General features: G+C 68.4%; 25 protein-coding genes. 12 read left to right on the forward strand and 13 right to left on the reverse strand.

All coding sequences use genetic code 11. The features are described 5' to 3' along the window. A partial coding sequence (locus HR086_RS24595; RefSeq protein WP_174466814.1) for an isochorismate synthase MenF occupies positions 1–1,108 on the reverse strand: 1,108 nt, incomplete at its 3' end. Between the two features lie 116 nt (positions 1,109–1,224). Between HR086_RS24595 and aroF the strand changes: the two genes are divergently transcribed. The 8 genes from aroF to HR086_RS24635 all read left to right on the forward strand — a co-directional run bounded on the left by aroF (position 1,225) and on the right by HR086_RS24635 (position 9,415). Next, complete coding sequence (gene aroF / locus HR086_RS24600; RefSeq protein WP_373564354.1) at positions 1,225–2,130, forward strand: 3-deoxy-7-phosphoheptulonate synthase; 906 nt, start codon at positions 1,225–1,227, stop codon at positions 2,128–2,130. Further along, positions 2,127–2,816 carry a bifunctional demethylmenaquinone methyltransferase/2-methoxy-6-polyprenyl-1,4-benzoquinol methylase UbiE gene (gene ubiE / locus HR086_RS24605; protein WP_141646435.1) on the forward strand — a complete coding sequence of 230 codons (690 nt, stop codon included), beginning with the start codon at positions 2,127–2,129 and terminating at the stop codon, positions 2,814–2,816. Before aroF ends, ubiE begins: the two co-directional genes overlap by 4 nt. Before the next feature lie 37 nt (positions 2,817–2,853). Further along, complete coding sequence (locus tag HR086_RS24610; RefSeq protein ID WP_246137561.1) at positions 2,854–3,399, forward strand: shikimate kinase; 546 nt, start codon at positions 2,854–2,856, stop codon at positions 3,397–3,399. Next, on the forward strand, positions 3,396–4,667 hold the full coding sequence (locus HR086_RS24615) for a shikimate dehydrogenase (protein ID WP_174455333.1): 1,272 nt from the start codon (positions 3,396–3,398) through the stop codon (positions 4,665–4,667). Before HR086_RS24610 ends, HR086_RS24615 begins: the two co-directional genes overlap by 4 nt. Continuing rightward, complete coding sequence (gene aroC / locus HR086_RS24620) at positions 4,664–5,683, forward strand: chorismate synthase (RefSeq protein ID WP_141646432.1); 1,020 nt, start codon at positions 4,664–4,666, stop codon at positions 5,681–5,683. Before HR086_RS24615 ends, aroC begins: the two co-directional genes overlap by 4 nt. Then, positions 5,680–6,750: a 3-dehydroquinate synthase family protein gene (locus tag HR086_RS24625; protein ID WP_174455331.1), complete on the forward strand. Its 1,071-nt coding sequence runs from the start codon at positions 5,680–5,682 to the stop codon at positions 6,748–6,750. The genes aroC and HR086_RS24625 overlap by 4 nt, the downstream gene beginning before the upstream one ends. Before the next feature lie 2 nt (positions 6,751–6,752). Next, positions 6,753–8,036 carry a 3-phosphoshikimate 1-carboxyvinyltransferase gene (locus HR086_RS24630; RefSeq protein WP_174466815.1) on the forward strand — a complete coding sequence of 428 codons (1,284 nt, stop codon included), beginning with the start codon at positions 6,753–6,755 and terminating at the stop codon, positions 8,034–8,036. Between the two features lie 77 nt (positions 8,037–8,113). Then, positions 8,114–9,415 (forward strand): citrate synthase, encoded by a 1,302-nt coding sequence (locus HR086_RS24635; RefSeq protein WP_174462095.1) that lies wholly within the window; start codon positions 8,114–8,116, stop codon positions 9,413–9,415. 128 nt (positions 9,416–9,543) lie between these two features. Here the strand turns inward: HR086_RS24635 and HR086_RS24640 are convergent, their stop codons facing one another. After that, entirely contained in the window at positions 9,544–11,343 is a 1,800-nt protein-coding gene (locus HR086_RS24640) for a long-chain fatty acid--CoA ligase (protein ID WP_254626462.1), read from the reverse strand. 99 nt (positions 11,344–11,442) lie between these two features. Here HR086_RS24640 and HR086_RS24645 point away from each other — a divergent pair, with 99 nt between their 5' ends. From HR086_RS24645 to pyk, 3 genes are all read left to right on the forward strand, one after another. Further along, entirely contained in the window at positions 11,443–11,817 is a 375-nt protein-coding gene (locus tag HR086_RS24645; protein WP_181791072.1) for a hypothetical protein, read from the forward strand. A gap of 177 nt (positions 11,818–11,994) precedes the next feature. Then, the gene (locus HR086_RS24650; RefSeq protein WP_174462235.1) at positions 11,995–12,702 is read left to right on the forward strand and encodes a bifunctional nuclease family protein; all 708 of its coding nucleotides are present in this window, start codon (positions 11,995–11,997) and stop codon (positions 12,700–12,702) included. Positions 12,703–12,918: 216 nt separating this feature from the next. After that, positions 12,919–14,319 carry a pyruvate kinase gene (pyk, locus tag HR086_RS24655; protein WP_174466817.1) on the forward strand — a complete coding sequence of 467 codons (1,401 nt, stop codon included), beginning with the start codon at positions 12,919–12,921 and terminating at the stop codon, positions 14,317–14,319. Positions 14,320–14,338: 19 nt separating this feature from the next. Here pyk and HR086_RS24660 read toward each other — a convergent pair whose 3' ends face one another. The 9 genes from HR086_RS24660 to HR086_RS24700 form a co-directional block, all read right to left on the reverse strand. Then, the gene (locus tag HR086_RS24660) at positions 14,339–15,004 is read right to left on the reverse strand and encodes a hypothetical protein (RefSeq protein WP_141646429.1); all 666 of its coding nucleotides are present in this window, start codon (positions 15,002–15,004) and stop codon (positions 14,339–14,341) included. Positions 15,005–15,019: 15 nt separating this feature from the next. Beyond that, positions 15,020–16,144: a glutamine-hydrolyzing carbamoyl-phosphate synthase small subunit gene (gene carA / locus HR086_RS24665; protein WP_174455325.1), complete on the reverse strand. Its 1,125-nt coding sequence runs from the start codon at positions 16,142–16,144 to the stop codon at positions 15,020–15,022. After that, positions 16,144–17,448, reverse strand: coding sequence for a dihydroorotase (locus HR086_RS24670; RefSeq protein ID WP_141646427.1), 1,305 nt, complete (start codon positions 17,446–17,448; stop codon positions 16,144–16,146). The genes carA and HR086_RS24670 overlap by 1 nt, the downstream gene beginning before the upstream one ends. Continuing rightward, positions 17,445–18,338, reverse strand: coding sequence for an aspartate carbamoyltransferase catalytic subunit (locus HR086_RS24675; RefSeq protein ID WP_141646426.1), 894 nt, complete (start codon positions 18,336–18,338; stop codon positions 17,445–17,447). The genes HR086_RS24670 and HR086_RS24675 overlap by 4 nt, the downstream gene beginning before the upstream one ends. An 85-nt stretch (positions 18,339–18,423) precedes the next feature. Next, on the reverse strand, positions 18,424–19,680 hold the full coding sequence (gene lepB / locus HR086_RS24680) for a signal peptidase I (protein ID WP_174466818.1): 1,257 nt from the start codon (positions 19,678–19,680) through the stop codon (positions 18,424–18,426). Between the two features lie 2 nt (positions 19,681–19,682). Continuing rightward, on the reverse strand, positions 19,683–21,494 hold the full coding sequence (lepA, locus tag HR086_RS24685; protein ID WP_141646424.1) for a translation elongation factor 4: 1,812 nt from the start codon (positions 21,492–21,494) through the stop codon (positions 19,683–19,685). Positions 21,495–21,725: 231 nt separating this feature from the next. Continuing rightward, a complete protein-coding gene (locus HR086_RS24690) occupies positions 21,726–22,667 on the reverse strand; it encodes an NAD-dependent epimerase/dehydratase family protein (protein ID WP_141646423.1) in 942 nt (313 codons plus the stop codon). Between the two features lie 69 nt (positions 22,668–22,736). Continuing rightward, the gene (locus HR086_RS24695; protein WP_141646438.1) at positions 22,737–23,693 is read right to left on the reverse strand and encodes a UDP-glucuronic acid decarboxylase family protein; all 957 of its coding nucleotides are present in this window, start codon (positions 23,691–23,693) and stop codon (positions 22,737–22,739) included. A gap of 28 nt (positions 23,694–23,721) precedes the next feature. Continuing rightward, a complete protein-coding gene (locus HR086_RS24700; protein ID WP_044281109.1) occupies positions 23,722–23,901 on the reverse strand; it encodes a ribbon-helix-helix domain-containing protein in 180 nt (59 codons plus the stop codon). Between the two features lie 94 nt (positions 23,902–23,995). On the opposite strand from HR086_RS24700, the gene HR086_RS24705 reads away from it, so the two are divergent. Further along, the gene (locus tag HR086_RS24705) at positions 23,996–24,625 is read left to right on the forward strand and encodes a hypothetical protein (RefSeq protein ID WP_141646422.1); all 630 of its coding nucleotides are present in this window, start codon (positions 23,996–23,998) and stop codon (positions 24,623–24,625) included. Positions 24,626–24,655: 30 nt separating this feature from the next. Here the strand turns inward: HR086_RS24705 and HR086_RS24710 are convergent, their stop codons facing one another. Together HR086_RS24710 and HR086_RS24715 are read right to left on the reverse strand one after the other, a co-directional pair. Further along, a complete protein-coding gene (locus HR086_RS24710) occupies positions 24,656–25,018 on the reverse strand; it encodes a cupin domain-containing protein (RefSeq protein WP_141646421.1) in 363 nt (120 codons plus the stop codon). A 27-nt stretch (positions 25,019–25,045) separates the two neighbouring features. Then, positions 25,046–25,459: SPOR domain-containing protein (locus HR086_RS24715; RefSeq protein ID WP_174466819.1), on the reverse strand; the 414-nt coding region annotated here is incomplete at its 5' end.

Below are 25,459 nucleotides of genomic sequence, written 5' to 3' on the forward strand. Positions count from 1 at the left end.
TGTGTATAAGAGACAGGTCCAGTCCCTCGTGCTCCACCAGGAAGGACAGCGCTCGCTCGCGCGGAGTGCCACCCACCGCCGGCGTGGGATGCAGCGCCCCCACCACCTGCGCGGCCGAGACACCCTCGCGAAGCTCCGCGCGAATGGCCGTGCGCAGGTGCACCACGTTCTTCAACGTCAACAACTGGGGCTCCGCGTCGGCTCGCACGTCGGCTGCAAGCCCCCGGAGCGTCGCGAGGATGTAGCGGACCACCGCCTCATGCTCACGCACGTCCTTGTCCTGCCCCCGCAGCCCCTCGGCCTGATGTGGCGCGGCCGTCCCCGCGAGCGCCTCTGTCTCCAGCACCCGCCCCTCCACCCGACACAGCGTCTCCGGCGTCGCGCCCAGGAAGCACGTCCCGTCCGGCGCTCGAAACAAGAAGGTGGCACAGCGAGGGTTCTGCTCCCGCAGCCGCGCCAGCACGTCCACCACGTCGAAGGGCGCCGGCCCCTCCACGTCCACGGCGCGCGCCAGTACCACCTTCTGGAGCTGCCCCGAAGCAATGGCTTCCAGCGCACGCTCCACCCGCGCCTCGAACTCCGGACGCGACGAGGTCTGCGACAGGTCCACCGGACCGCCCCGCGCGTGTCGATACGCCTCCGAGAAGCGCGCGCACACCCGCTCCAACCGCGAGCGCACCGCGTCCTCGCCGCCACGTCCCTCGGGCGCGAAGGCCGCCACCGCCAGCCCGCTCCCGGTGCGCCACACCAGCACCTCCGGCAGCGTCCAGCGCGCCACGCCATGCGCCGCCCAGGCCTCATCCGGCAGGCCCGTCGCGCCGAAACGAATCCCACCGAACCAGGGGCCCGGAAGACTGTCGGGAACCGCGCCCAGCCAGCGCAAGGACGTCGCGGCCAAGGTGGTGAGCACCGCGGGCACCTGCCCGGACTCAGCGGCCTCCACCACCGCCGCCTCGCCCCACCCCGCCGCCGCTTCTTGAGCCAGGGGCCGCTCCCAATACACCGTCGGAACGCCCAGCGAATCCGCTCCGGAGAGTGGATCCACCGCCGCCAGGGGCATCATTCCGGCCACCCAGCGCTGGCCCTCAACGGGATTGAGCGTCTTCATCAGCGGTCCTCATCCGCGACTGCCCTGAAATCACCTTCGGTTGTCTTCTAAGCCATCTCGGCTATACATGCACCAAGGAGTTCAAAACCTCTTGAACTCGGTGGATGGGAGGGCTCGTGGGAGGCAAGCAGCCAGACGAATCCGTGCCGGCGAACGCCGGGAAGGACACGGGTGCGCGGCGCGTGCTCCGAGCGTTCCGACCCGAGGGGACGCGGGTGCGTGCGGGCAGCGTGGAGGTAGGCGGCCCGGGGTTCGTCGTCATGGCTGGCCCTTGCGCCGTGGAGGGTGTGGAGCAGGTCGATCGGACCGCCGCCGCCGTGGCTCAGGCGGGTGCCCATATCCTCCGAGGTGGCGTGTTCAAGCCTCGCACCAGTCCCTACGCGTTTCAGGGAATGGGGGAGCCGGGGCTGCAACTGCTGGCCGACACCGGACGCCGCCACGGGCTGCCCATCATCAGTGAAGTGATGGAGACCGCGCAGATTCCCTTCATGGCGGAGTCCGCGGACATCCTCCAGGTGGGCGCGCGAAACATGCAGAACTTCTCCCTGCTGCGCGCGCTGGGCAAGATACGCCGCCCGGTGCTGCTGAAGCGGGGGCTGTCCGCCACCGTTCAAGAGTGGCTGCTGGCGGCCGAGTACATCCTCGAGGGCGGCAACGAGCAGGTCCTCCTGTGCGAGCGGGGCATCCGGACGTTCGAGACGGAGATGCGCAACACGCTGGACCTGGCCGCCGTCGCCTGGGCCAAGCAGCGGACACACCTGCCCGTTATCGTCGACCCCTCGCACGCGACGGGACAGGTGGAGCTCATCCTCCCCATGTCCCTGGCGGCGGCGGCGGCGGGGGCGGATGGGTTGTTGATTGAAGTCCATGCGAAGCCGGAGCAGGCGCTGTGCGATGGGGCACAGGCCCTGACACCGGAGCGCTTTCAAACGTTGATGCAGCGGCTGCCAGCCGTGCTAGACGCGGTGGGCCGACACCTTTGGCGGCCGGAGAGTCCGGCCCAGGTCGTGAGGGCGCGATGAGTACCGAAGTCCGTCAGATGTTCTCCTCCATCGCCACGCGGTACGACGTGACGAACGAGGTCCTGTCGTTCGGCATCCACCGCCTGTGGCGTCGGACGGCCGTGCGTCTCAGCCGGGCCAAGGAAGGCGACAGCGTCCTCGACTGCGCCTCCGGCACCGGAGACCTGGCGCTGGTCTTCAAGCGGAAGGTGGGAAGCAACGGCCGCGTCGTCGGCACGGACTTCTGCCCGGAGATGCTGGAGAGCGCCCCCGCGAAGGCGGCCAAGGCGGGCCTCCAGGTGGACTTCCAGGTCGCCGACGCGATGGCGCTGCCCTTCGCGGACAACAGCTTCGACGTGGCCTCCATCGCCTTCGGCATCCGCAACGTGGACGACCCGGTGAAGTGCCTCAGCGAGATGGGGCGCGTGGTGAAGCCGGGAGGCCGCGTCGTGGTGCTGGAGTTCGGTCAGCCCAACGGCGTCTTCGGAGCGCTCTTCCGCTTCTACAGCAAGACGGTGATGCCGGCCATTGGCGGCCTGCTCACCGGCAACCGCGCGGCCTATGAGTACCTGCCCCGCACTTCGGCGGCCTTCCCCGCCGGAGACCGTTTCCTGTCGCTGATGGACCAGTCCGGCGCATATGCGGAGCGAAGCGCGCATCCGCTGATGTTCGGAACGGCGAACGTGTATGTCGGCATCGTCCGCTGAAGGCCAGAGAAGACTCGTCGAGCATGTCCTCAACTCAGTGGATCCCCGGCTCGCGCCGACGCTGAGAGAAGCCGTCGCGCGTCCGGGACCCACGCCTCGCCCGGCCGCGGGACAGACGGTGGTGCTGTGTGGCCATCGCAGCGCGGGCAAATCCACGTTGTTGCCCCGAGTCGGCGGACTGCTCGCGCGGCGGGGCCTGGACCTGGACACCCACCTGGAGCAGACCCACGGCCGCCCGCTGCGCAAGTGGGTCGCGGAGGCGCCCACGGAGTTCCGCGCCGCCGAGCGCCGCGCGCTCCTGGAGCTTCCCTCCGGAACCCTCGTTGCGGTGGGGGGCGGTTTCCTCTCGCACCACCCGGACGCGCTGGAGGGGATGTTCACCCTGCTCATCCCGGTGACGTTCGAGACCTACCGGGAGCGACTGCTCCACGACCGGACCCGACCCCGGCTGCGTCCGGGCCTCTCCCTGGAGGAGGAACTCTCCTCCGTCTTCCAAGAGCGCGAGGCCCTCCACGCCCGCGTTCCCACCGTCGCCCTGGTGGACTTCCTCCGGGGCTGCCTCCACCTCGAGGAGTCCCCGTGACGCCCGCACGGCGTATCGTGACGCTGCCTCCCACCCTGCTCGGCACTGACGCCGTCCACTTCGCCCGGGAGTGCCAGCGTCGCGGCGCCGACGTGCTGGAGATTCGCACGGACCTGCACGCCCCGGAGGCCGTGGACCCGGCTGCGCTCGCGGCCGTCCTCCCGCTGCTCGTCTCCGAGCGTGGCAAGCCACTGCCCGCCGCCTGGGTCCTCGCCGCGTGGCGCGTGGACCGGGACTTGATGGATGCCACCGGGCACCAGGGCTCGCTCGATGCACCCTCCGGCAAGCTGCTCGCGTCGCACCATGCGGACCGACAGCTCACCACCGACGAAGCCTTGCGGTTGTGGGAACGCGACGTGCCCGCTGACGCGCTGGTGAAACACGTGGAGCCGATGACTCATCCGGACCATGTCGGCACCCTGCTGGAGACGCAAAGCAGGCTGGCGGACCGGTTCGGAGTGACTCGCGTCACGGTGCTCGGCATGGGCGCGGTGGCGCTGCCCGCGCGCGCCGTGCTCGCCCGGAACAACATGCTCGACTACGTGGCCGCTGGCGGCTCCTGGGCCGCTGCGCCGGGACAGCGACTCCTCGACGATGTGGTTCGGGAGTGGCGCGGCGCGGACCGCACCACACTGCCGGCCCCGCTGCGGCTGGGCATCTTCGGGATGTCCATCGCCCACTCGCGCTCGCCTCGCATCCACCGGCAGCCTTTTGATCGCATCGACATTCCCGCGGACGGCCCCGTCGAGGCCCTCTTGGACTCGCTCCTGCCCCACTACGCGGGCTTCGCCGTCACCAGCCCGTTCAAGATGCCACTGGCGCGGCACACGGGCTCGTCACTGGACGCCATCAACACCCTGGTCCGCCGGGGCACCCGGTGGGAGTCCTTCAACACGGACACCGAGGGCGCCCGGAAGGTGCTGGAGCGCCTGGGCTCGAAGGAGGTCTTCGTCCTCGGTGACGGGGGCGCCACGTCCGCGCTGCGCACCGTGGCGACCGAGCGCGGTGAAGCCCTGCGCATCCTTCGTCGGGCGGACATCCAGGCCCCCCTCACCGGCTCAGGCGTCTGGACCTGGCCGGTCCATGTGGAGCCGCCGGATTCCCTGCGATTCGAGCGAGCACGCGTCGCGGTGATCGCATACGGTGCGCCCGGCCGACGCATCGCGGCGGAGATTACGCGGCGCGGCGGCACCCCGGTCCTGCTGGGTGCGGCGTGGTTCGTCGCGCAGGCCCGGCGGCAGCGACAGCTTTGGGAGACCGCGACATGAACACCTTCGGAGTCCTCTTCCGTTTGACGACCTTTGGTGAGAGCCACGGCCCCGCGCTCGGCGCGGTGGTGGACGGCTGCCCCGCGGGCGTGCCCCTCACGCAAGAGCGCCTCCAGGCCGCGTTGGACAGGCGCCGCCCCGGCCAGTCCGCCCTCGTCACCCCTCGCAACGAGCCAGACCGGGTGGAGATCCTCTCCGGCGTCTTCGAGGACAAGACGCTCGGAACGCCCATCGCCGCCATGGTGCGCAACACGAACCAGCGTTCGGGCGACTACGAGCAGCTCAAGCAGGTGGACCGGCCCGGCCACGCGGACGCCGTGTGGCGCGAGCGATACAAGCACCGAGACCACCGCGGCGGCGGTCGCACCAGCGGACGCGAGACGCTCTGCCGCGTCATCGGCGGAACCATCGCTGAGGCCTATCTGGAGCGGGACATGCCCACCGTGCGCACCGTCGCGTACGTGTCCCAGGTCGGTGACCTCATCGCCTCCGTGCCCGCGCCGGGCCTCACGCGCGCCATGGTGGATGCGCACCCCACGCGCTGCCCCGACGAGGCGGTCCGCGAGGAGATGTCCCGCCGCATCCTCTCCGCGAAGGAGGCCGGCGACAGTCTCGGTGGCTCCATCGACATCCGCGTGGAGGGGCTGCCCGTGGGACTGGGCGAGCCCATCTTCGGGAAGATCAAGGCGCTCATCGCCCAGGCGCTGGGCAGCGTGGGCGCCATCACGGGTGTCGTCTGGGGTCCGCCGGATCTGCTCCAGCGCATTGGCCAGCCGGGCACCCAGTTCCATTCCGTCAAGGACGTCTACGGCGGCATCCAGGGTGGCCTCACCAACGGTGAGCCGCTCCAGGTCCGCGCTTTCTTCAAACCCCCAGCGACGCTGGCGGACCACGCGAAGGGTGGCCGTCACGATCCGTGCATCATGCCCCGCGCCGTTCCGGTGCTGGAGTCCATGGTGTCACTGGTCATCGCAGACCTCGTCCAACAGATGAACGCACGCCCCAACACCCTATGAGCCCCTACCCTCCCGGCGCCTACCGTCCTCCCAACGACCGCTGGGGTCCGTTTTCGCGACTCGCCAAACGCCTTCCTGAAGGCAGCCTCGCGGTGGTGGATCGCACCGTCGCCCGGCTCCATCCGGGACTCATCCCCGCGCTGGAGGCGCAGAACCCTCGCGCCATCGTCCAGCTCGTGGGCGGAGAGAGCGCGAAGAGCTTCAAGGCCCTGGAGAAGGTGCTCGCCGCGGGGCTGTCCCTGCCGCGCTCCGGCACGCTGCTCGCCGTGGGCGGAGGCACCGTGGGCGATGTGTCCACCGTCGCCGCGCACCTGCTCAAGCGCGGTGTGAGGCTGGTGCAGGTGCCCACCACACTGCTCGCCGCCGTCGACAGCAGCCTGGGTGGCAAGGGCGCGGTGGACCTCACCGTGAAGGGCCGCGTGGTGAAGAACCCCGCCGGCGTCTTCCACTACGCCGAGGAGTCGTGGATCTGCCCGGAGCTGTTCGCCACGCTGTCGCCGACCCAGATTCGCGAGGGCTCGCTCGAGGCGTGGAAGATGGTCATCAGCCTGGATGCGGCCCTCTTCCGCCGCTACCTGCGCAAGCCGCCCGCTCTCGAAAAGCTGGTGAAGGACGCGCGCGGCCTCAAGGAGAGCGTGTGCGAGCAGGACCCGTACGAGCACAAGGGCCTGCGCCGGGTGCTCAACTTCGGCCACACCTTCGGCCATGTGCTGGAAAGCGTGTCCCACTTCAAGCTGTCCCACGGTGACGCCGTGGGCCTGGGCATCCTCCTGGCCCTGGACGTGGGTCGCCACCTGGGCGTCACTCCAGAGCCCGTGGCCGCCGAGGTCGAGCGCGCCCTCATCGACGGCCCGGGCGTCCTCGACCGTGAGCGAGTCGCCGGCCTCTTGCGCCGCCCATCGCTGAAGGACATCGCCACGCTGCTCGACGCCGACAAGAAGGCCGGAGCCCGGGGCGAGCTGCGCATGGTGCTCCTGACGGCCATCGGCGCCACCGAGGTCCGCGACGTGGCCGCGTCCACGTGGCGCGAGCTGTGGCCGGCGTGGACGAAGGCGGTGCGCCCGTGAGCATGAGCACCCGTCGCATCCTGTTGGACCCGAGCCACCTCGTGGCCTCGCCGCTCACCCCGCCCGTCTCCAAATCGGACGCGCAGCGCGCCCTGGTCCTGGGTCACCTCACGGGCGCCTGGCCCCTGCCCTCCGTCCAGGCCGAAGCGGACGAGGACCTCCCCGCCGACGTGCGAGTGCTGCGCCGGGGCGTGGAAGCCCTGCGGCTGCCCGCCGGGCCCGTGCGTGACGTGGACTGCGCGGACGGTGGCGCCCCCTTCCGCATCCTGGCCACCCAGGTCGCGGTGACGCCGGGTGCTCGCGTGCGCCTCACCGGCACGCCTCGCCTGGGTGAGCGTCCCCACGGCCCACTCTTCACCTCGCTGAAGGACGCACTCGGTCCCGCGGGGCTCACGCTCACCGAGGGCCAGCCCTGGCCCGTGGAGCTGTCCGCGCCAACGGACACCTCGAAGGTGTCGCCCGTCTTCCGGGTGCCCGGCGACCAGAGCAGCCAGTACGCATCCAGCCTGCTCCTGGGCTGCGCCGCGCTGTTCCTGCGAGAGCGCCGGGCGTGGAGCGTCGAAATCGAAGGCACGCTGACGAGCGCCGGCTACCTGGAGCTCACCCTCACGTGGCTGGAGCGCTTCGGCTTCGAGGTCCAGAAGTCCGACTCCCGATACACCGTCTCCGGCTACACGCCCCCTCCGAGCGTCCCTTCGCTCCCCGGGGACTGGTCGTCGCTGGGCTACCTCCTGCTCATCGCCTGGAAGGCGGGGGGCACGGTGGAGCGAGCCGACGCGGCCAGCGCCCACCCGGACCAGGCCATCCTCCGCCTCATCGAGCAGGTGGGCGTGGGGACGACGCCGACAGGTCCGGCCCATACGTTGAAGGTGACGGGCCACCCGGCGGGAGGCTTGCGGGCTTCGGGCAAGGAGTGTCCGGACCTGCTGCCAACCCTGGCGGCGCTCGCCTGTGTGCTCCCCGCGCCTTCCACGCTGACGGACGTCGGAATTCTCCGATTGAAAGAAAGCGACCGGCTGGAAGGTATCCGAGACCTGGTCAGCGCCTACGGAGGGACGACGGAACTCCAGGGGGAAATCCTCCACCTGACGCCTCCTGAGACCCCTCCTGCCCGGTTCACCATGGACAGCCGGGGTGACCACCGCCTGGCGATGACGGCCGCGACACTCAGCGTGCTGTCCGGAGCGACCCTCGTCCTGACCAGCCCCGAGTGTGTCGAGAAGAGTTTTCCGGGCTTCTGGCGGCAGCTGTCCCGCTCGGGAGCACGTATTTCCGAGCAGCCGTAGGAACCATCAGTGTCTCCCCATCCGACTTATCGTTCTTTTTTGTTGAAAGCGATCTGCGCCCTGTGAAATCTCCGCCCATGCCCAAGGACACGCTGACGATCACCGACAATCGGACCGGCAAGACGTACGAGGTCCCGGTCGAGAACGGCTGTATTCGCACCAACGCCCTCCGACAGATCAAGGTCGGGGACGACGACTTCGGCCTCATGGGCTACGATCCGGCGTTCCTCAACACCGCGAACTGTAAGAGCGCCATCACCTTCATCGATGGTGACAAAGGCATCCTGGAGTACCGCGGTTACCCCATCGAGCAGCTGGCCGAGAAGTCCAGCTACCTGGAGGTCGCCTACCTCCTGCTGAACGGAGAGCTGCCGACCCCGAAGGAGCTGGAGCAGTTCGTCCACCTCGTCACGCACCACACGTTCGTGCACGAGAACGTGAAGTCCTTCATGGATGGGTTCCGCTACGACGCGCATCCCATGTCCATGCTGGGCTCCACCGTGGCGGCGCTGTCCAGCTTCTACCCGGACGCGAAGAACACCAAGGATGAGCTGAGCCGCCGCATCCAGATCACCCGGCTCATCGCCAAGATGCCCACGCTCGCCGCGTTCTCCTACCGGCACACGATGGGCCTGCCCTACATCTACCCGGACAATGACCTGTCCTACGTCGCCAACTTCCTGGCGATGGTGAAGCGCATCGGCACCACGACCTACAAGGTCCACCCGGTGCTGGAGCGCGCGCTGGACGTGCTCTTCATCCTGCACGCGGACCACGAGCAGAACTGCTCGACGACGTCCGTGCGCACGGTGGGCTCGTCGGAAGTGGACCCGTACTCGGCCGTCACGGCGGGCATCGGCGCCCTCTACGGTCCGCTGCACGGCGGCGCCAACGAGGCGGTGCTGCGCATGCTCCGCGAGATTGGCCACGTCTCCAAGGTCCCCGACTTCATCAAGTCGGTGAAGAGCGGCGAGGGCGAGAAGAAGCTGATGGGCTTCGGCCACCGCGTCTACAAGTCCTACGATCCGCGCGCCAAGGTCATCAAGCGCGTGGCGGACGAGGTCTTCGAGGTGACGGGCAAGAACCCGCTGCTGGAGCTCGCCGTGGAGCTGGAGCGCATCGCGCTGCAGGACGAGTACTTCGTCAAGCGCAAGCTCTACCCCAACGTCGACTTCTACTCCGGCCTCATCTACGAGGCGATGGGCTTCCAGGCCGAGATGTTCCCCGTCCTCTTCGCCATTCCCCGCACGGTGGGCTGGTGCGCGCAGTGGGAGGAGATGGTCCTGGACCCCGAGCAGAAGATCGCGCGTCCCCGTCAGGTCTACACGGGCCAGAAGCGCCGCGACTACATCGCCATGGACAAGCGCGCCGCGAAGTAAGCGGCCTGTCCACACACCCCTGGGCATGAAGTGAGAAGGGGCGAGGGACCGCGAGGTTCCCCGCCCCTTTCTCTTTGCGGGCCCGTCCGGCGACTCCAGCGCCTCGGAGTCGCCCGCACCGCCCCGCTTCAGCCCGCCTGGGCCGTGCCGGGCTCGGCGTACATCGATTCGATGAGCCCGGCGTGCTTCTGCTCCACGGCCTTGCGGCGGACCTTCAGGGTGGGCGTCAGGTCGCCCGCGTCCACGGTGAAGTCCTGCTCCAAGATGACGAAGCGCTTGATCGACTCGAAGCGGGACAGCTTCGGGTTGATGTCGCGGTCCAACCCCTCCTGGATGAGCTGGCGCAGACGCGTGTCCTGGGAGAGCGTCTTGAGGTCCTCGGGCCAGCCCTTCTGTTGGGCCAGGGCGCGGCACTTCTCCACGTCCAGTGCCAGCAGGGCCACCAGGTAGTTGCGCCGCTCGCCCACCACCACCGCGTGGCCCACCCCGGGAAGGGACTTGATGAGCTCCTCGATGTTGCCGGGCGCCGTCTTCTTCCCGCCGGAGGTGACGATGATCTCCTTCTTGCGGCCGGTGATGTGGAGGTAGCCCTCTCCGTCGAGCTGGCCCACGTCACCGGTGTGCAGCCACCCGCCCTCCAGCAGCTCCGCGGTGGCCTCCGGGTTCTTGTAGTAGCCCATGCACACGTTGCCGCCCTTGACGAGGATCTCCCCGTCCTCGGCGATGCGGACCTCCACGCCAATCAGCGGGCGCCCCACGGTGCCCAGGTGGGCGGCCTCGCGCGTATTCACCGTGCCCGGGCCCGCCACCTCCGTCATCCCCCACACCTCGTGGATGAACATGTCGATGGAGGCGAAGAACTCCAGCACGTCCCGGCCGATGGGGGCCGCCGCCGTGGCGAAGAAATCCACCCGCTCCATGCCGATGCGCGTCTTGAGCGGCTCGAACACCAGCCGCTGGGCCAGCCGGTACTGGGCCTCCAGGAGCACCGGGATGCGCTCGTGGCGCTGGGCGCGGGCATGCAGCTCCGAGGCGACACCCCGGGCCCAGGAGACGATGCGGCGCTTCATGGGGGGCTGGCCGCGCAGCCCCTCCTCCGCCTTGGCCTTGAACTTCTCCCACACGCGCGGCACGCCGAAGAAGAACGTGGGCCTCACGTCCTTCAGGTTCGCCGGCATCGCCTCGACCGAGTCCGCGAAGTACACCTGGATGCCCAGTATCAGCGGGCAGTGCAGGGAGATGACCTGCTCGGCGATGTGGGACAACGGCAGATAGGAGATGATGACCGAGTCCTGCTGGTGCTTGAAGTCCACGGCGGTGATGAGCTGCCGGGACGTCCAGGACAGGTTGTAGTGGCTGAGCATGACCCCCTTGGGGTGGCCCGTCGTCCCGGAGGTGTAGATGAGGGTGCCCAGCGCCTCCGGCTTCAGCGCGTTGACGCTGTCCCAGTAGGGCTTGTCATCCACCCCCGTGCCCTTCTCCAGGACGTCCGCGTAGCGCAGGACCCCCTCCGGCAGCGGCGTGGACGGCGCGTCCAGGATGATGAGGTGGCGCAGCTTGGGCAGGCGCTCGCGCAGGGCGAGGCCGGTGCGCAGGTGCTTCTCGTTCTCCACGACGAGGACGGTGGCCTCACAGTGGCCCAGGATGTACTCGAGCTGCTCCACCGCGCTGGTGGTGTACAGACCTACCGGGACGCCTCCCAGCGCCATGGCGGCCAGGTCCGCGACGTGCCACTCCTCGCGGTTGAAGCTGATGATGCCCAGCGGCTGGCCCTCCCCGTACCCGAGCGTCCTCAGGCCGAGGGCGAAGCGTTTGACCCGCTGGGCATATTCGAACCAGGAGGTGGGGACATAGCCGTGTCCCCGGCGGGTCCAGAGGGCCGGCCGATGCTCCTGCTGCGCGGCCCGGTCATGGAGGGCATGCACCATCGTCTTCGGGAGGTCCATCCGACGAAGGTTAGCGGATGTAGGGGCGTCCCGACCACGCCCCCGGTTCGCGGACGTTGACAGCTGGTTGGATGGCTTTGTATGCCGCGCCCGACCATGAGCATCGACTTCACCTGCCAGAAGTGCGAGGCAAGCTTCGAGCTTGACGTTCAAGACCTCATCGAGGGGACGGAGAAGATCATCTGTCCTCACTGCGACGCGAAAGCGCCCGCGAATCTCTCGGAGGACTTCGTCGCCGCGCTCTCGGAGATGCGCGCACAGATCGCCGTGCTCGACAAGAAGTTCGCCGTCTCCATGACGTTGGAGTCGGAGGACGTCGCGGACACGATCGACGAAGAGGACGAAGAGGAGGATGAGGAATCCGACGACGAGGACGACGACCTCGACGAGGATGAAGACGAGGACGTCGAGGACGACGAGGACTACGACGACGAGGACGAGGACGAGCGTCCCTGACGTCTGCTCCCTTGCCCTCCGGGCGGCCGTTTCACGCCGTCCAGGGCAACCGGGCTGAATCGCTACCCTCCCGACAGGGTGGCGGGTGCGTAGTTTCAGGGTGTGAGAACACCCAACCGCGCCACTTTCTTCTTCGCCCCCCTGTCGGCGCTGTTGTTGGCGCTCGGGGGGGTGCTGATGCTCCCCGCCTTCAGTGCTCCCGGGGCCATCGCGGCCACACTCCCGGGCGACTCCGGGCAACCGTGCATCACCGAGCACGGAGGCGACCCCAAGGCCTGCAACGAGCTGGTCGAACTGGAAGTGCAGGACGTCGTCCCGCTGGTGGAGGCCCAGACGCACGCCGTCGTGCTCACCACGAAGGACCGCCAGGTCGTCCTCCCCGTCTTCGTGGATGAGGCCTCCGCCGTCTCCATCGCCTTCCGACTGGCGGAGCGCGAGCCGCCCCAGCCGCTCGCCCAGGACCTCCTGGACGACGTCGTCGACCAGCTCGGCGCCAAGGTGACGGAGGTCCGCATCGACGACCTGCGCGACAACGTCTACTCGGGCCGCGTGTTCCTGGAGCAGGGTGCGAAGAAGATGACGCTGGAGGCCCGCCCGTCGGACTCCATCGCCATGGCCCTCACCAGCCACGCCCGCATCCGCGTCACGCGCAAGGTGCTGACGCTGGCCGGCATCAGCCGCGAGGAGATTGAATCCCTCCAGAAGGGCGGGCCCGGCGTGGGTGGCAGTGGCCCTGGCGGACAGCTGGAAGAGCCCGCCCCGATGCCGCCTCCTGGGATGCCTGCGCCCGGCAATCCGCCCATCGACATGGACACGGAGGCCCTTCCGCCTGGCCACCCGCCGCTCGGCGCGCCGCAGGGCACCGGCAAGAAGATAGACCTCTAGGCTTCGAGCCGGGGGCGAGCAGAGCCAGCGACAGGTGCGAGAAAGCCCGGCCCCCCCTCCCAGGGAAGCCGGGCTTTCTCTCTCGAACATCGAGTGCCTGCAAGACGCTGGCGTGGGTCCAACCCGGGGGTCGGCACCGCGCCTGGGGCAAAGAGTTAGTCTCCCGGGCGCGAGGCTGTCAAGCCACGCACCCCGCCGCCTAGGATGCGCGCGCATATGCGCAAGGCGAAGATCATCTGCACCCTGGGGCCCTCATCGAGCTCGCTGGAGGTCATCGAGGGCCTCATCCGCGCGGGGATGAACGTGGCGCGGTTGAACTTCTCGCACGGTACGCACGACGAGCACCGCCAGCGGGTGGCCCTCATCCGGAAGGCGTCCAAGCGGCTGAAGCTGCCGGTGGCCATCCTCCAGGACATCCAGGGCCCCAAGATTCGCCTCGGAAAGTTCGAGGGTGGACAGCTCACGGTGAAGCCGGGCGAGCGCGTGACGGTGACGACGCGCGCGGTGATGGGCCAGGGCTCCATCATCCCCACCCCCATCAAGTCGCTGACGAAGGACGTGAAGCCGGGAGAGGCCATCCTCCTGGACGACGGCCGGGTGCGGCTGCGCGTGCGCAACGTGGCGGGCCAGGACGTCCTCTGCGAGGTGGAGATCGGCGGCCTGCTCAAGGACCACAAGGGGTTGAACCTGCCGGGCTCGCCCATGTCCGTGCCCACGATTACACCCAAGGACGAGGTGGACCTGGCGTTCGGCCAGGACGTGGGCGTGGACTACGTGGCGCTGTCCTTCGTGCGCACGGCGGACGACATCCACCGGGCCCGCAAGCACGTGGCGAAGAACAAGACGCCGCTCATCGCCAAGATTGAAAAGCCCCAGGCCGTGGACCAGCTCGAAGCCATCGCCCGGGCCGCGGACGGCATCATGGTGGCGCGTGGGGACCTGGGCGTGGAGATGCCCCTGGAGCAGCTGCCCGCCATCCAGAAGCGGATGGTGCGCGTGGTGAACCAGATGGGCGGCCTGGTCATCGTCGCCACGGAGATGCTGGAGAGCATGGTGAGCAACCCGCGCCCCACGCGCGCGGAGGTGTCGGACGTCGCCAACGCCATCCTGGACGGCGCGGACGCGGTGATGCTGTCCGGCGAGACGGCCGCGGGGCGCTACCCCATCGACGCGGCGTCCACCATGGCCCGCATCGTCGAGGAGACGGAGCGCGGCGTGGTGCGACACCAACACCACTCCCCCTTCGAGCGCTCGGAGGACCTGGGCACGGGCGTCGCGGCGGCGGCGGTGGCGGCGACAGGCCAGCTCAACATCCAGACGATTGTCGCGTACACGGAGAGCGGCCATACCGCGCGCCTCATCTCCGAGTTCCGGCCCCACGCGCGCATCATCGCCCTCACGCCGAACGAGGCCGCCGTCAACCGCATGGCGCTGTACTGGGGCGTGACGGGACTCCAAGTGCCCCGCGTGAGGTCCACGGACGCCATGCTGCGGCAGGTGCGCAAGCTGTGCCTGCGCGAGGGCATCTGCCAGGTGGGCGCGCCCGTCGTCGTGGTGGCGGGAGTGCCGCTCAACGTACCGGGCAACACCAATCTGATGAGCATCCACCGCGTGTGAGCGCGGTGGACGTCGTCACTCAGAGCACCTTCTGCTCGAAGTCGTAGATCTTCTCGACGGCGAGCTGACGGTAGCGCTCCATGTTGAGGGCGCGACGGGCGCACTCCCAGACCAGCTCGTTGGGCGTGCGCTCCGGCTCCTTCTTCTTGCGGCGCTTCACCTCGGCCTTGATGGACTTCACCGCGGCGCGCGGGTGGTAGCAGAAGGAAGAGGTGAATAGGAGGTGCCCACCGAAGGGGATGAGGCGGGCCTCTAGGATGTCGCCCGTCTCCAGCCCGGCGATGTTGCGCCGCTCCGTCACGTCGAAGTCCTTGCCCGAGTACATGTCGCGCAGGCGCACCAGGCCCTTGCCCAGCTTACGGACCTCGAAAATGCCGTGGACCGTCTCCGTGAAGCTGCGGAAGGCGTTGGACTCCTCGGGCGAGGTGTTCGCCAGGCGCTGCTCGTAGAACTCCACGGCCGGCGTCTTGCCCGTTCCAGGCGAGACGCGGTCATAGAGGTAGTAGTCGAGGAACGACGCCATGCGCAGCTCGAAGAGCTTGTCGTCCTCGAAGACCTCGCCTGTCAGGCGGAAGTACTCCGCCTTGGCTTCGAGCAGGTCCGCCTTCCGCGACTCCACGCTGCCGAAGGCGATGAGCTGGTCCAGGTACGGCTGGTAGGAGAGCGGTGACAGCGGGGAGTCCATAGAAGGTCGGTCATCCTACCCCGCCATCAGCTTCGCGAAGCGACCGAAGAGATAGCGTGCGTCATGCGGGCCGGGAGAGGCCTCGGGGTGGTACTGCACGCTGAAGGCCCGCGCATCTGGGACGGCCAGGCCCTCCACCGTGCCGTCGTTGAGGTTGATGTGCGTGACGACGGCCTTGCCCTTGAGGCTGGCGTCGTCCACGGCGAAGCCGTGGTTCTGCGCGGTGATCTCCACCTTGCCCGTCGTCAGGTCCTTCACGGGCTGGTTGCCGCCACGGTGGCCGAACTTCATCTTGTACGTCCGGCCGCCCAGCGCCAGCGCCATGATCTGATGGCCCAGGCAGATGCCGAACACGGGCACCTTGCCCAGGAGCGCCGCCACGGTGCGGTCCGCGCCCTTCACCGCCGCCGGGTCTCCGGGGCCGTTGGCCAGGAAGACGCCGTGGGGCTTGCGGGCCAGCACTTCCTCCGCCGTGGTGTGCGCGGGCACCACCGTCACGCGGCAGCCCACGTCGACCAGGAAGTGGAGCATCGACTTCTTGAGGCCGTAGTCGTAGGCCACCACGTCGAAGCGCGGGTCGCCCTGGGGGTGGGCCTCGCCAATGCCCGTGAAGACGTCCGGCGAGGGCGCGGTGAACGTGTACGGCGTCTTCACCGACACGCCGCTGGCCAGGTCCAGGCCCTCCATGCCGTGGGCGGTGCGAGCGCGCTCCGACAGCGCGGCCGGGGACAGGCCCTCGCTGGAGATGACGCCCATCTGCGCGCCATGCGTGCGCAGGTGGCGCACCAGGCGGCGGGTATCCAGCCCTTCGATTCCGGCGACATTGTGGCGCTTGAGGTACGCATCCAGCGACTCGCGCGCGCGCCAGTTGGACGGCTGGCTCGCGAGGGCGCGCACCACCATGCCCACCGCGTGCGGCTTGCCGGCCTCTTCGTCCTCCGGCGTCACGCCGACGTTGCCCATCTCCGGGTACGTCATGGTGAGGATCTGCCCGACGTACGAGGGGTCCGTGAGGATCTCCTGGTAGCCGTACATGGACGTGTTGAAGACCACCTCACCCACCGTCTCGCCGACCGAGCCAAAGGCACGGCCCTCGAAGGTGGTGCCATCCGCCAGGGCGAGCACTGCCCGCTTCGTCATTACCGTGACTCCTTCACCTGGCCGTCGGAGAACACCTTCCGGCCAGAAACCCAGGTCTGCACCACGCGGCCCTTCTGCTTACGGCCATGGAAGGGCGTATTCCGGCTGCGGGAATAGAACCGGTGGGCATCCACCGTCCACTCCTCCGAGGGGTCCACCACGGTGATGTCCGCCGGGGCCCCGGGAGCCAGGTGACCGCCCGGCAGGCCGAACGCCTTCGCCGGGCCGTGCGTCAACAGCTCCACGGCCCGCTTCGCGCCCAACAGCCCCGAGTGCACCAGCTCCAGCGTCAGCCCCAGGGCCGTCTCCAGCCCGACGATGCCGTTGATGCCCTTCTCGAACTCCACCTGCTTGTCCAGCACGCCATGGGGCGCGTGGTCCGTGGCGATGGCGTCCACGGTGCCATCCACCAGCGCCTCGCGCAGCGCCTCCACGTCCCGGTCCGCGCGCAGGGGCGGCGCCATCTTCGCGTGGGTGTCGTAGTCCCCCACCGCCCGGTCATCCAGGATGACGTGGTGCGGGGTGGCTTCGGCCGTGACGAGCAGGCCCCGGCGCTTCGCCTCGCGGATGAGGCGCACGCTGCCCTCGCAGGACACGTGGGCGATGTGCAGGCGGCCCTTCGTCTCCTCGAGCAGCACCAGGTCTCGCGCCACCATGGCCACCTCCGCGGAGGCGGGAATGCCGCGCAGGCCCAGGCGCGTGGACGTGGTGCCTTCATGCATGGCGCCACCGGCGGACAGCGTCAGGTCCTCCTCGTGCACCATCACGGGCACGCCGAAGAGCGTGGCGTACTGGAGCGCGCGGCGCATCAGCGCGGCGTTCATCACCGGGCGGCCGTCATCGGTGATGGCGACACAGCCGGAGGACACCAGCTCGCCCGTCTCCGCCAGCTCCTCGCCCTTGAGGCCCTTGGTGATGGCGCCCGCGGGGTACACATGGCACAGGCCGGCGGCGCGAGCGCGCGACAGCACCAGCTCCGTGACGAGCCCGCTGTCGTTGACGACCTTGGTGTTGGGCATGGCGACAACGGCGGTGAAGCCTCCCGCCACGGCGGCGCGGCAGCCCGTGAGGACGGTCTCCTTGCCCTCCTCGCCCGGCTCGCGCAGGTGGACGTGCAGGTCGATGAAACCCGGCAGCACCCAGCGTCCCGCGGCCTCCACCACCTCCGCGCCCGGGGGCACGGGGAGCGGCGCGTCGGAGACCTCCGCCACCTTGCCGTCACGCACCAGGACGTCGCGGACTCCATCGACGCCGTTGCGCGGGTCGATGACGCGCCCTCTCCGGAAAAGCACCGTGGAGCTCATGACGCGCACACCTCGAGGATGGCCCGCCGCACGGCGACGCCGTTGGAAACCTGCTCCAGGATGACGCTGCGGGGCCCGTCCGCCACCGAGGGCGCCAGCTCCAGGCCTCGATTGATGGGGCCCGGGTGCATCACCAGCGCGCCCGCCTTCATCCTGTCCTCTCGGGCCGGGGTGAGGCCGAACAGGCGCGAGTACTCCTTCGTCGAGGGCAGGAACGCCTCGCCCATGCGCTCCATCTGCAGGCGAAGGCACATCACCGCGTCCGCCTGAGGCAGCACCGCGTCCAGGTTGTGCGTCACCTCGGCGCCCAGCGACTCCAGTCCCGGGGGCACCAGCGTGGGCGGACCACAGAAGACCACCCGCGCGCCCAGGGCCTTCAGGCACCACAGGTTGGAGCGGGCCACGCGGCTGTGGAGGATGTCCCCGACGATGAGCACCGTGCGGCCGTCCAGGCTGCCCCAGTGCTGACGGAGGGTGAAGGCGTCCAGGAGGGCCTGGGAGGGGTGCTCGTGGGTGCCGTCCCCCGCGTTGATGACGGCGCAGCGGACGTGTTTGGCCACCAGGTGGGGCGCACCGGACGAGCGGTGTCGCATGACGATGGCCACGGGCCCGGTCGCCTCGATGTTGCGAGCGGTGTCCAGCAGCGTCTCGCCCTTCGAGGTGGACGAACCGGAGGGGCTCCAGTTGAGGACGCCGGCGCCCAGGCCTCGGGCGGCCATGTGGAACGAGGTGCGCGTCCGGGTCGAGTCCTCGAAGAAGAGGTTGGCGACCACCTTGCCGCGCAGGGTGTGGGTGACGTCTGGACCACCAGGCAGGTGCGCGCGCGCCCTGTCGAGCACTGCTTCGAGCTCGTCCCGGCGCCAGCCTTCGATTCCAAGGAGGTGTCTCATGGCCGGGGGCGCCGCGTACCCCGGGCCGTGCGGCGCGTCAAGCACCGTCCGAGGCGTGGCGGGTCGCCTGCCCCCCGGGTGTGGGTCAGCGCACGGGCTCGAAGAAGCGGTCCAACCGGAGACCCGTGCCACCGAACAGGCCATGCAGCAGGCCGTGGTAGCCCAGCGACAGCCAGACCACCATCGCCTTGCCCTTGATGTGGCCGTAGGGCACGAACTCCGTCTTGCCGTAGCCGGTGATGCCCAGGCCGTGACGGCTGTCGGAGCTGTTGTCGCGGTTGTCGCCCATGACGAAGACGTGACCCTCGGGCACCACGTAGGGGCCTTCGTGCCGAGGCATCCGCGAGGGTGTCTGAAGCACGCTGTGCGGCACGCCGCCCAGGCTCTCCCGGAACAGTGACTCCCGCTGGTCGAACCACTCCCCGTTGTCCGTGAGGTTGTGGACGACAAACGCGCTGTCGACACTCTCGCGAGTCTGCGGCTGGCCGTTGATGTGGACCACGCCGTCGAACAGTTCCACCGTGTCGCCGGGCACGCCCACCACGCGCTTGATGTAGTCGGTGGCCTCGTTGACGGGGTTGTTGAAGACGATGACGTCCCCGCGCCCCGGAGGCCGGACGATGACGAACGGCACCACGTTGGCGAACGGGACGCGCACCCCGTAGATGAACTTGTTGATGAAGACCTGATCGCCAATCTGGAGCGTGGGCAGCATGGAGCCGGAGGGAATCCGGTACGGCTCCACGATGAACGTCCGGAACACCAGGGCGACCAGCAACATCTTCACGAAGCCGCCCACGAAATCCATGGGCGACTCCTTGCGGAACGCTCCCAGGTGCTGGGAGGTGAGCGCTTCCAGCGCCCTTACCTCGCGGGCCAGCTTCTCCAGATCTCCTTCGGCCGAGGCTGACTCCACCTTCAGCGCCTGCTCGGTGATCTGCTCCGTCAGCGCCGGGGAGAGCTTCTCGCGCACCTGCGGCTTCTGGAGGATGCGCTCGTTCTCGGAGATGAGCTCATGCGCCTCGTGCCGCAGCCGGCGCAGCTGCTTCTCGCGGGGCGACACGTTGCGCCACACCAGCAGCGCGACGAAGTACGCCACCATCAGCAGCCCCAGCCCCTTCATCGCGGGCTGGGCCCAGGCGGCCGCCGTGGGCACGAACTCGATGAGTGTCGTGTACGGGAACAGCACCAAGGCGACGATGCACAGCGGAGCCCACAGGCTGGTGAGCATCTCCCGCCACAGCAACTTGCGGCGCGCGCGCACCTGTTCAGGGGTGCGCCGGGCCGCCATCGCGGTCGCCAGCTTCGCGGGAGGGTTGGCGGAAGGACTGGCAGCGTTCATGGCTACTGCTCCGACTTGAGGACCGCGAGGAAGGCCTCCTGCGGAATCTCCACCGTACCCACCTGCTTCATGCGCTTCTTGCCCTCCTTCTGCTTCTCCAGGAGCTTGCGCTTGCGGCTGATGTCACCACCGTAGCACTTGGCGAGCACGTTCTTGCGCATGGCGGAGATGGTCTCACGGGAGATGATCTTCGCGCCGATCGCCGCCTGGATGGCCACTTCGTACATCTGCTTCGGGATGACTTCCTTCAGCTTCGCGCAGACCTCGCGACCGCGCAGGTAGGCGCGCTCGCGGTGCACGATGACGCTCAGCGCGTCCACCGGCTCCCCATTGATGAGGATGTCCAGGCGCGCCAGATCCGCCTCCTGGTAGCCGGTCAGCTCGTAGTCCAGGCTGGCGTAGCCGCGCGACACGCTCTTGAGCTTGTCGAAGAAGTCGAAGACCACCTCGGCCATCGGCATCTCGTACGTCACCTGCACGCGCTGCCCGCTGCTGCCCAGGTACTTCATGTCCTTCTGCACACCGCGGCGGTCCTGGCACAGCTTCAGGATGGCGCCCAGGTGGTCATTGGGGACGTGGATGTGACAGGTGAGGATGGGCTCCTCGAACTTCGCGATGTTCTGCACCGGCGGCAGCTTGGCGGGGTTGTCCACCAGTTGGACGTCACCCTTGCCACTGGTGATTTGGTACACCACGCTGGGCGCGGTGGTGATGAGGTTCAGGTTGTACTCGCGCTCCAGGCGCTCCTGGACGATCTCCATGTGCAACAGGCCCAGGTAGCCGCAGCGGAAACCGAAGCCGAGCGCCGTGGACGACTCGGGCTCATACGTGAAGGCGGAGTCGTTGAGCTTCAGCTTCGCGAGCGCGTCACGCAGGTTCTCGTACTGGTCGGACTCGATCGGGAAGATGCCGGAGAACACCATCGGCTTCACTTCCTGGAAGCCCGGGAACGGCTCCTGCGTCGGACGGGCCTCCTCCGTGACGGTGTCGCCAACCTTCGCGTCCAGCAGCTCCTTGATGTTGGCGACCAGCACGCCCACTTCGCCGGCCATGAGCTGCGTCACGGGGCGGGAGAACGGGGTGAAGACACCCAGCTCCTGCACCTCGAAGACCTTGTTGTTGCTGAACAGCTTGATCTTCTGCTTGAGCTTGAGCGTGCCTTCCAGCACGCGCACCAGCGTCACCACACCCCGGTAGTTGTCGTACCAGGAGTCGAAGATGAGGGCCTTGAGCGGCGCGTCCGGCGAGCCCGTCGGCGGCGGCACGCGCGCGACCACCGCTTCCAGAATCTCGTGGATGCCGATGCCTTCCTTCGCGGAGGCGGGCACGGCCACGGAGGCGTCGATGCCGATGACGTCTTCAATCTCCGCGCGGGTGCGGTCGACGTCCGCGCTGGGCAGGTCGATCTTGTTGATGACCGGGATGATCTCCAGCTCGTGGTCCAACGCCATGTAGACGTTGGACAGCGTCTGCGCCTCCACGCCCTGCGACGCGTCCACCACCAGGAGCGCGCCCTCGCACGCGGCCAGGCTGCGGCTGACTTCGTACGCGAAGTCGACGTGCCCCGGCGTGTCGATGAGGTTGAGGACGTACTGCTTGCCGTCCTTCGCGGTGTAGTTCATCCGCACGGACTGGGCTTTGATCGTGATGCCCCGTTCGCGCTCGATGTCCATGTTGTCGAGGAACTGGGCCTGCGCCTCGCGCTTGCTCAGCGTCCCCGTCTTGTCGAGGAGGCGATCAGCCAGCGTCGACTTTCCATGGTCGATATGGGCGATGATGCAGAAGTTGCGGATGTGCGCGTTTTCAGCCGGCATGTTCGTGGCGCTCGTCGGAAGAAGCGGGCGTGCCTAACATCGAACCGCGCGAAAATCTACGCGCGAACGCCCGCCAGACGAGCAACCCGTCGGGGGCGCCCGATTGTTCCCCCAACCACCGTGCTCCCCTGAACGGACGCCCGGCCACCCGGGGACGACAGGGCACGAGGGCCCGTCCGGGAGAGGCGACCTCCTCCCGGACTCCCCTGCCCTGCTTCCCGTCAGCCAGCCTCAGCCGTGGACGCGGACCGGCTCGGCCTTCTCGCGGAAGTAGGCGACGGTGCGGCGAGCCCCCTCGCGCAGGTCGGCGGACGGCTCCCAGCCGAGCACCTTCTTCGCGAGCGAGTTGTCGATGCACGAGCGCAGCTGCTCGCCGGGCTTGCCGGGCGCGTGGGCCACGGCGGCCGTCGAACCCGCGGCCTCTGCCAGCAGCGCATAGAGGCGGTTGATGTCGGTCTCCACGCCGGTGCCGATGTTGATGGCGCCCACGTAGTCCTTCTCGAAGGCCAGCCGGTTCGCCCGGGCCACGTCGGGCCCGAAGACGAAGTCGCGGGTCTGCTTGCCCTCACCGAAGATGGTGCAGCCCTGCCCGGAGAGCAGGCGCTGGCAGAAGATGGCCACCACGCCCGCTTCGCCATGCGGGTTCTGTCGCGGGCCGTACACGTTGGCGTAGCGCAGGGCGACGTACGGCAGGCCGTACTGGGCCCGGTAGTAGCCCAGGTACAGCTCCCCCGCCGCCTTGGAGACCCCGTACGGGGACACCGGGCGCGTCGCGTGGGACTCCGGCGCGGGGAACACGTCCTGCTCGCCGTAGATGGCGCCGCCGGTGGAGCTGAAGATGACCTTCTTCACGCCCGCGACGCGCGAGGCCTCCAGTAGATTCAGCATGCCGCGGATGTTCACATCCGCGTCGAAGCCCGGATCATCCACGCTGCGCCGCACGTCCATCTGCGCCGCCAGGTGACAGAGCACCTGGGGCTTCTCCGACTTGATGAGCTCCGCGGCCTCGCGGCTGCGGATGTCATGCACGGCCAGCCGGACGCGCGGGTCCAGGTTCTCCTTCTTGCCACCCGACAGGTCATCCAACGCGATGACCTCGTGTCCCGCCTTCAGGAACTCGTCGCACACGTGCGAGCCGATGAAGCCCGCTCCACCCGTCACCAGGACTTTCACGCTTCCGTCTCCCCGCCACCCGGCCGTGGCCAAACTGTCTTTGATTTCAGAGTCTCTCGCGGCGGCAACCTATGACGGGGATCGCCGCACGGCAACCTCGCGGAACCACGCGATGGTCTCCCGCAGACCCTCCTCCAGAGGCACCTTGGGCTCCCAGCCGAGCAGCGTGCGGGCGCGGGTGATGTCTGGCTGACGTTGCTTGGGATCATCCTTGGGCAAGGGCTTCTCGATGATGCTCCCCCCGCCGCCCGCCGCCGTGCGCACGGCCTCCGCGAACTGACGGATGGTCATCTCCCGGGGATTGCCGATGTTGACCGGATGGGGCTCGTCCGACAGCGCGAGCCGGACCAGGCCATCCACCAGGTCCTTCACGTAACAGAACGAGCGCGTCTGGCTGCCATCGCCGAAGACGGAGAAGTCCTCGCCCTTGAGCGCCTGGCCCACGAAGGCCGGAACCACGCGGCCGTCGTTGAGCCGCATGCGCGGGCCGTAGGTGTTGAAGATGCGAACGATGCGGACCTGCACGCCCTTGCGACCGTAGGCCGCAGTCACCGCCTCCGCGTAGCGCTTGGCCTCGTCGTACACCGAACGCGGGCCGATGGGATTGACGTTGCCCCAGTAGTCCTCGCGCTGCGGGTGCACCAGCGGATCTCCATAGACCTCGGAGGTGGACGCCATCAGGAAGACGGCCTTGTTCGCCTCCGCCAGCTTCAGCCCGTTCTCCGTGCCGATGGACCCCACGCGCAGCGTCTCCAGCGGGAGGTTCGCGTAGTCGATGGGCGACGCGGGCGAGGCCATGTTGAACATGTAGTCGAAGGGCTCCTTCACCGGGATGCCCTCGATGATGTCCGCCTTCACGTAGCTGAAACCCGGCCGGCCCTTCAGCGTGCGCAGGTTCTCCTCGTTGCCCGTGATGAGGTTGTCCACGGCCGTCACGGCGGCCGCACCGTCGTCCAGAAGGCGCTCGCACAGGTGCGAGCCCACGAAGCCCGCGCCCCCCAGCACCACCACTCGCTTGCCCTGCATGCTCTTCACGTCGCGCCTCGTCTCTCTGTCAAATCTCGTCGAAGGTCGCCTGCCCCGGCAGCTGCGCTTTGTACTTCTCCAGGACCAGGTCGATGCCCTGGCGGATGTACTCGGCCACGGGCACCTTCGTCTTCTGGTTCAGCGCCTTGAGGAGCTCGTTCTGCTCCGGGGTGATGTAGATGGTGGTGCTGATCTTCTTTCGGGCCATGGCTATATGTGAAAATATATGGAATGACGTGGCGCGCGAAAGCATCTCGTGCGCACGCCTCGGCGGAGAGGCCGCTGCGTCCCGGGAGCACCGCATGACCGGCAGCAAGCGCTGGATTTTCCTCGGGTTGATGACCTCCGGCCTGCTCACCGGCTGCGCCAGCGACAAGGCCGCCGAGCGCGGCACCAACGCCCCGGGTAAGTCCTCACCCGCCTCGTCCGAGGCCATCCACCCGGAACCCGCGCGTGGCGAACACGTCACGCAGCAGGACGTGAACGGCGACGGCAAGCCGGACGTGTGGACCTACACGGTGGCGGACGCGGGCGCGAATGGCGAGGAACGGTTTCGCAAGGTGCGCCAGGAGCTGGACCTGAACTGGGACGGCCGCGTGGACCTGACGCGCTACTTCGACGAGGCCAGCGCGCTGATGCGCGAGGTGATGGACCTGGACTACGACGGCAAGGTGGACGCCACCTACTTCTACGAGAAGGGGGCCAACACTCGCCGCGAGCGGGACTTCGACGGCGACGGCCGCGCGGACAGCGTCACCTTCTACGAGCGGGGTGTCCTGGTGCGCAAGGAGCGCGACACCAACTCCGACGGGCGCGTGGACTACTGGGAGTACTGGGAGGGCGGTCAGGTGGACCGCATCGGCGAGGACCTGGACGGCGATGGCACCGTCGACAAGTGGACCCGCAATCCCAACAACGCGGCCCGCGACTGAAGGGCGAGCCGCGCCTTCACGGCGGAGCGACTACGGCTTGCTCGTGCCCGTGCGGCCGTAGGAGTCCTCCAACCGCACGACGTCATCCAGCTCGGGGGTGCTGACCTCGAGGATGTCGCAGTCGGTGATGGCCACCATGCGGTGCTTGGTGAGGGGCTTGATGTGGTAGCTCTCCCCCGGGTTCATCTCCTTCTCGATGAGCCCCTGTCCCTCGTCGACGACGAAGAGCAGCTTGCCGCTCTGGACGTGGATCGTCTCATCCTTCTGGTTGTGGTACTGCAGGCTGAGCTTGTGGCCCTGCTTCACGTGCAGCAGCTTGCCCACGTAGCGCTCGGTGTGGGCCCAGATGAGCTCGTGGCCCCAGGGCTTCTCCACCCGCCTAGTCGTCGTCATGGTGCTTCCCGTCTTCCTCGCCCGCTCTCAGTTCGTGCCGGCCACGAACGCGTCGAGCTGGGTCTCACGCTTGAAGTCTGACAGATACCGCGTCGCAGCGTCCTTCGAGGCGAAGGTGCCCATGCGCACGCGGTACCAGGTGCCCTTACCGGCCACCTCCGCCGTGACGATATAGGGGGCATAGCCCCTATCACGCAACCGGGCCATGAACCGGTCGGCCTCCTGCTTGTCCTGGAACGCCGACAGCTGGAGCGTGAAGGCCCCACCCTTCACCGCCGGGTCCGGCAACTGCGCGGCGCGGGCGATGGCGTCCTTCATCCCTCCACCCTCCTTCTGCGTCGTCCGCGTGGGCACGGCCGCCGTCTCCACCTTGCCCGACACCTGTGCGGGCTTCGCGGCGACGGGGGCGGGCTTCTCGGCGGGAGCGGCGGCGGGCTTCTC

The organism is Myxococcus sp. CA039A (assembly GCF_013336645.1).
In the GTDB taxonomy this organism is placed as follows: domain Bacteria; phylum Myxococcota; class Myxococcia; order Myxococcales; family Myxococcaceae; genus Myxococcus; species Myxococcus llanfairpwllgwyngyllgogerychwyrndrobwllllantysiliogogogochensis.

What these genes read in the sequence shown, in the direction of transcription:
- ubiE (WP_141646435.1), top strand. Translation starts at nt 2,127, where the DNA reads ATGAGTACCGAAGTCCGTCAGATGTTCTCCTCCATCGCCACGCGGTAC.
- HR086_RS24645 (WP_181791072.1), top strand. Translation starts at nt 11,443, where the DNA reads ATGCCGCGCCCGACCATGAGCATCGACTTCACCTGCCAGAAGTGCGAG.
- carA (WP_174455325.1), bottom strand. Translation starts at nt 16,144, where the DNA reads ATGACGAAGCGGGCAGTGCTCGCCCTGGCGGATGGCACCACCTTCGAG.
- HR086_RS24630 (WP_174466815.1), top strand. Translation starts at nt 6,753, where the DNA reads ATGAGCACCCGTCGCATCCTGTTGGACCCGAGCCACCTCGTGGCCTCG.
- HR086_RS24700 (WP_044281109.1), bottom strand. Translation starts at nt 23,901, where the DNA reads ATGGCCCGAAAGAAGATCAGCACCACCATCTACATCACCCCGGAGCAG.
- HR086_RS24635 (WP_174462095.1), top strand. Translation starts at nt 8,114, where the DNA reads ATGCCCAAGGACACGCTGACGATCACCGACAATCGGACCGGCAAGACG.
- aroC (WP_141646432.1), top strand. Translation starts at nt 4,664, where the DNA reads ATGAACACCTTCGGAGTCCTCTTCCGTTTGACGACCTTTGGTGAGAGC.
- HR086_RS24695 (WP_141646438.1), bottom strand. Translation starts at nt 23,693, where the DNA reads ATGCAGGGCAAGCGAGTGGTGGTGCTGGGGGGCGCGGGCTTCGTGGGC.
- lepB (WP_174466818.1), bottom strand. Translation starts at nt 19,680, where the DNA reads ATGAACGCTGCCAGTCCTTCCGCCAACCCTCCCGCGAAGCTGGCGACC.
- HR086_RS24640 (WP_254626462.1), bottom strand. Translation starts at nt 11,343, where the DNA reads ATGGTGCATGCCCTCCATGACCGGGCCGCGCAGCAGGAGCATCGGCCG.
- pyk (WP_174466817.1), top strand. Translation starts at nt 12,919, where the DNA reads ATGCGCAAGGCGAAGATCATCTGCACCCTGGGGCCCTCATCGAGCTCG.
- HR086_RS24660 (WP_141646429.1), bottom strand. Translation starts at nt 15,004, where the DNA reads ATGGACTCCCCGCTGTCACCGCTCTCCTACCAGCCGTACCTGGACCAG.
- HR086_RS24675 (WP_141646426.1), bottom strand. Translation starts at nt 18,338, where the DNA reads ATGAGACACCTCCTTGGAATCGAAGGCTGGCGCCGGGACGAGCTCGAA.
- HR086_RS24670 (WP_141646427.1), bottom strand. Translation starts at nt 17,448, where the DNA reads ATGAGCTCCACGGTGCTTTTCCGGAGAGGGCGCGTCATCGACCCGCGC.
- HR086_RS24650 (WP_174462235.1), top strand. Translation starts at nt 11,995, where the DNA reads ATGCTCCCCGCCTTCAGTGCTCCCGGGGCCATCGCGGCCACACTCCCG.
- lepA (WP_141646424.1), bottom strand. Translation starts at nt 21,494, where the DNA reads ATGCCGGCTGAAAACGCGCACATCCGCAACTTCTGCATCATCGCCCAT.
- HR086_RS24625 (WP_174455331.1), top strand. Translation starts at nt 5,680, where the DNA reads ATGAGCCCCTACCCTCCCGGCGCCTACCGTCCTCCCAACGACCGCTGG.
- HR086_RS24705 (WP_141646422.1), top strand. Translation starts at nt 23,996, where the DNA reads ATGACCGGCAGCAAGCGCTGGATTTTCCTCGGGTTGATGACCTCCGGC.
- HR086_RS24710 (WP_141646421.1), bottom strand. Translation starts at nt 25,018, where the DNA reads ATGACGACGACTAGGCGGGTGGAGAAGCCCTGGGGCCACGAGCTCATC.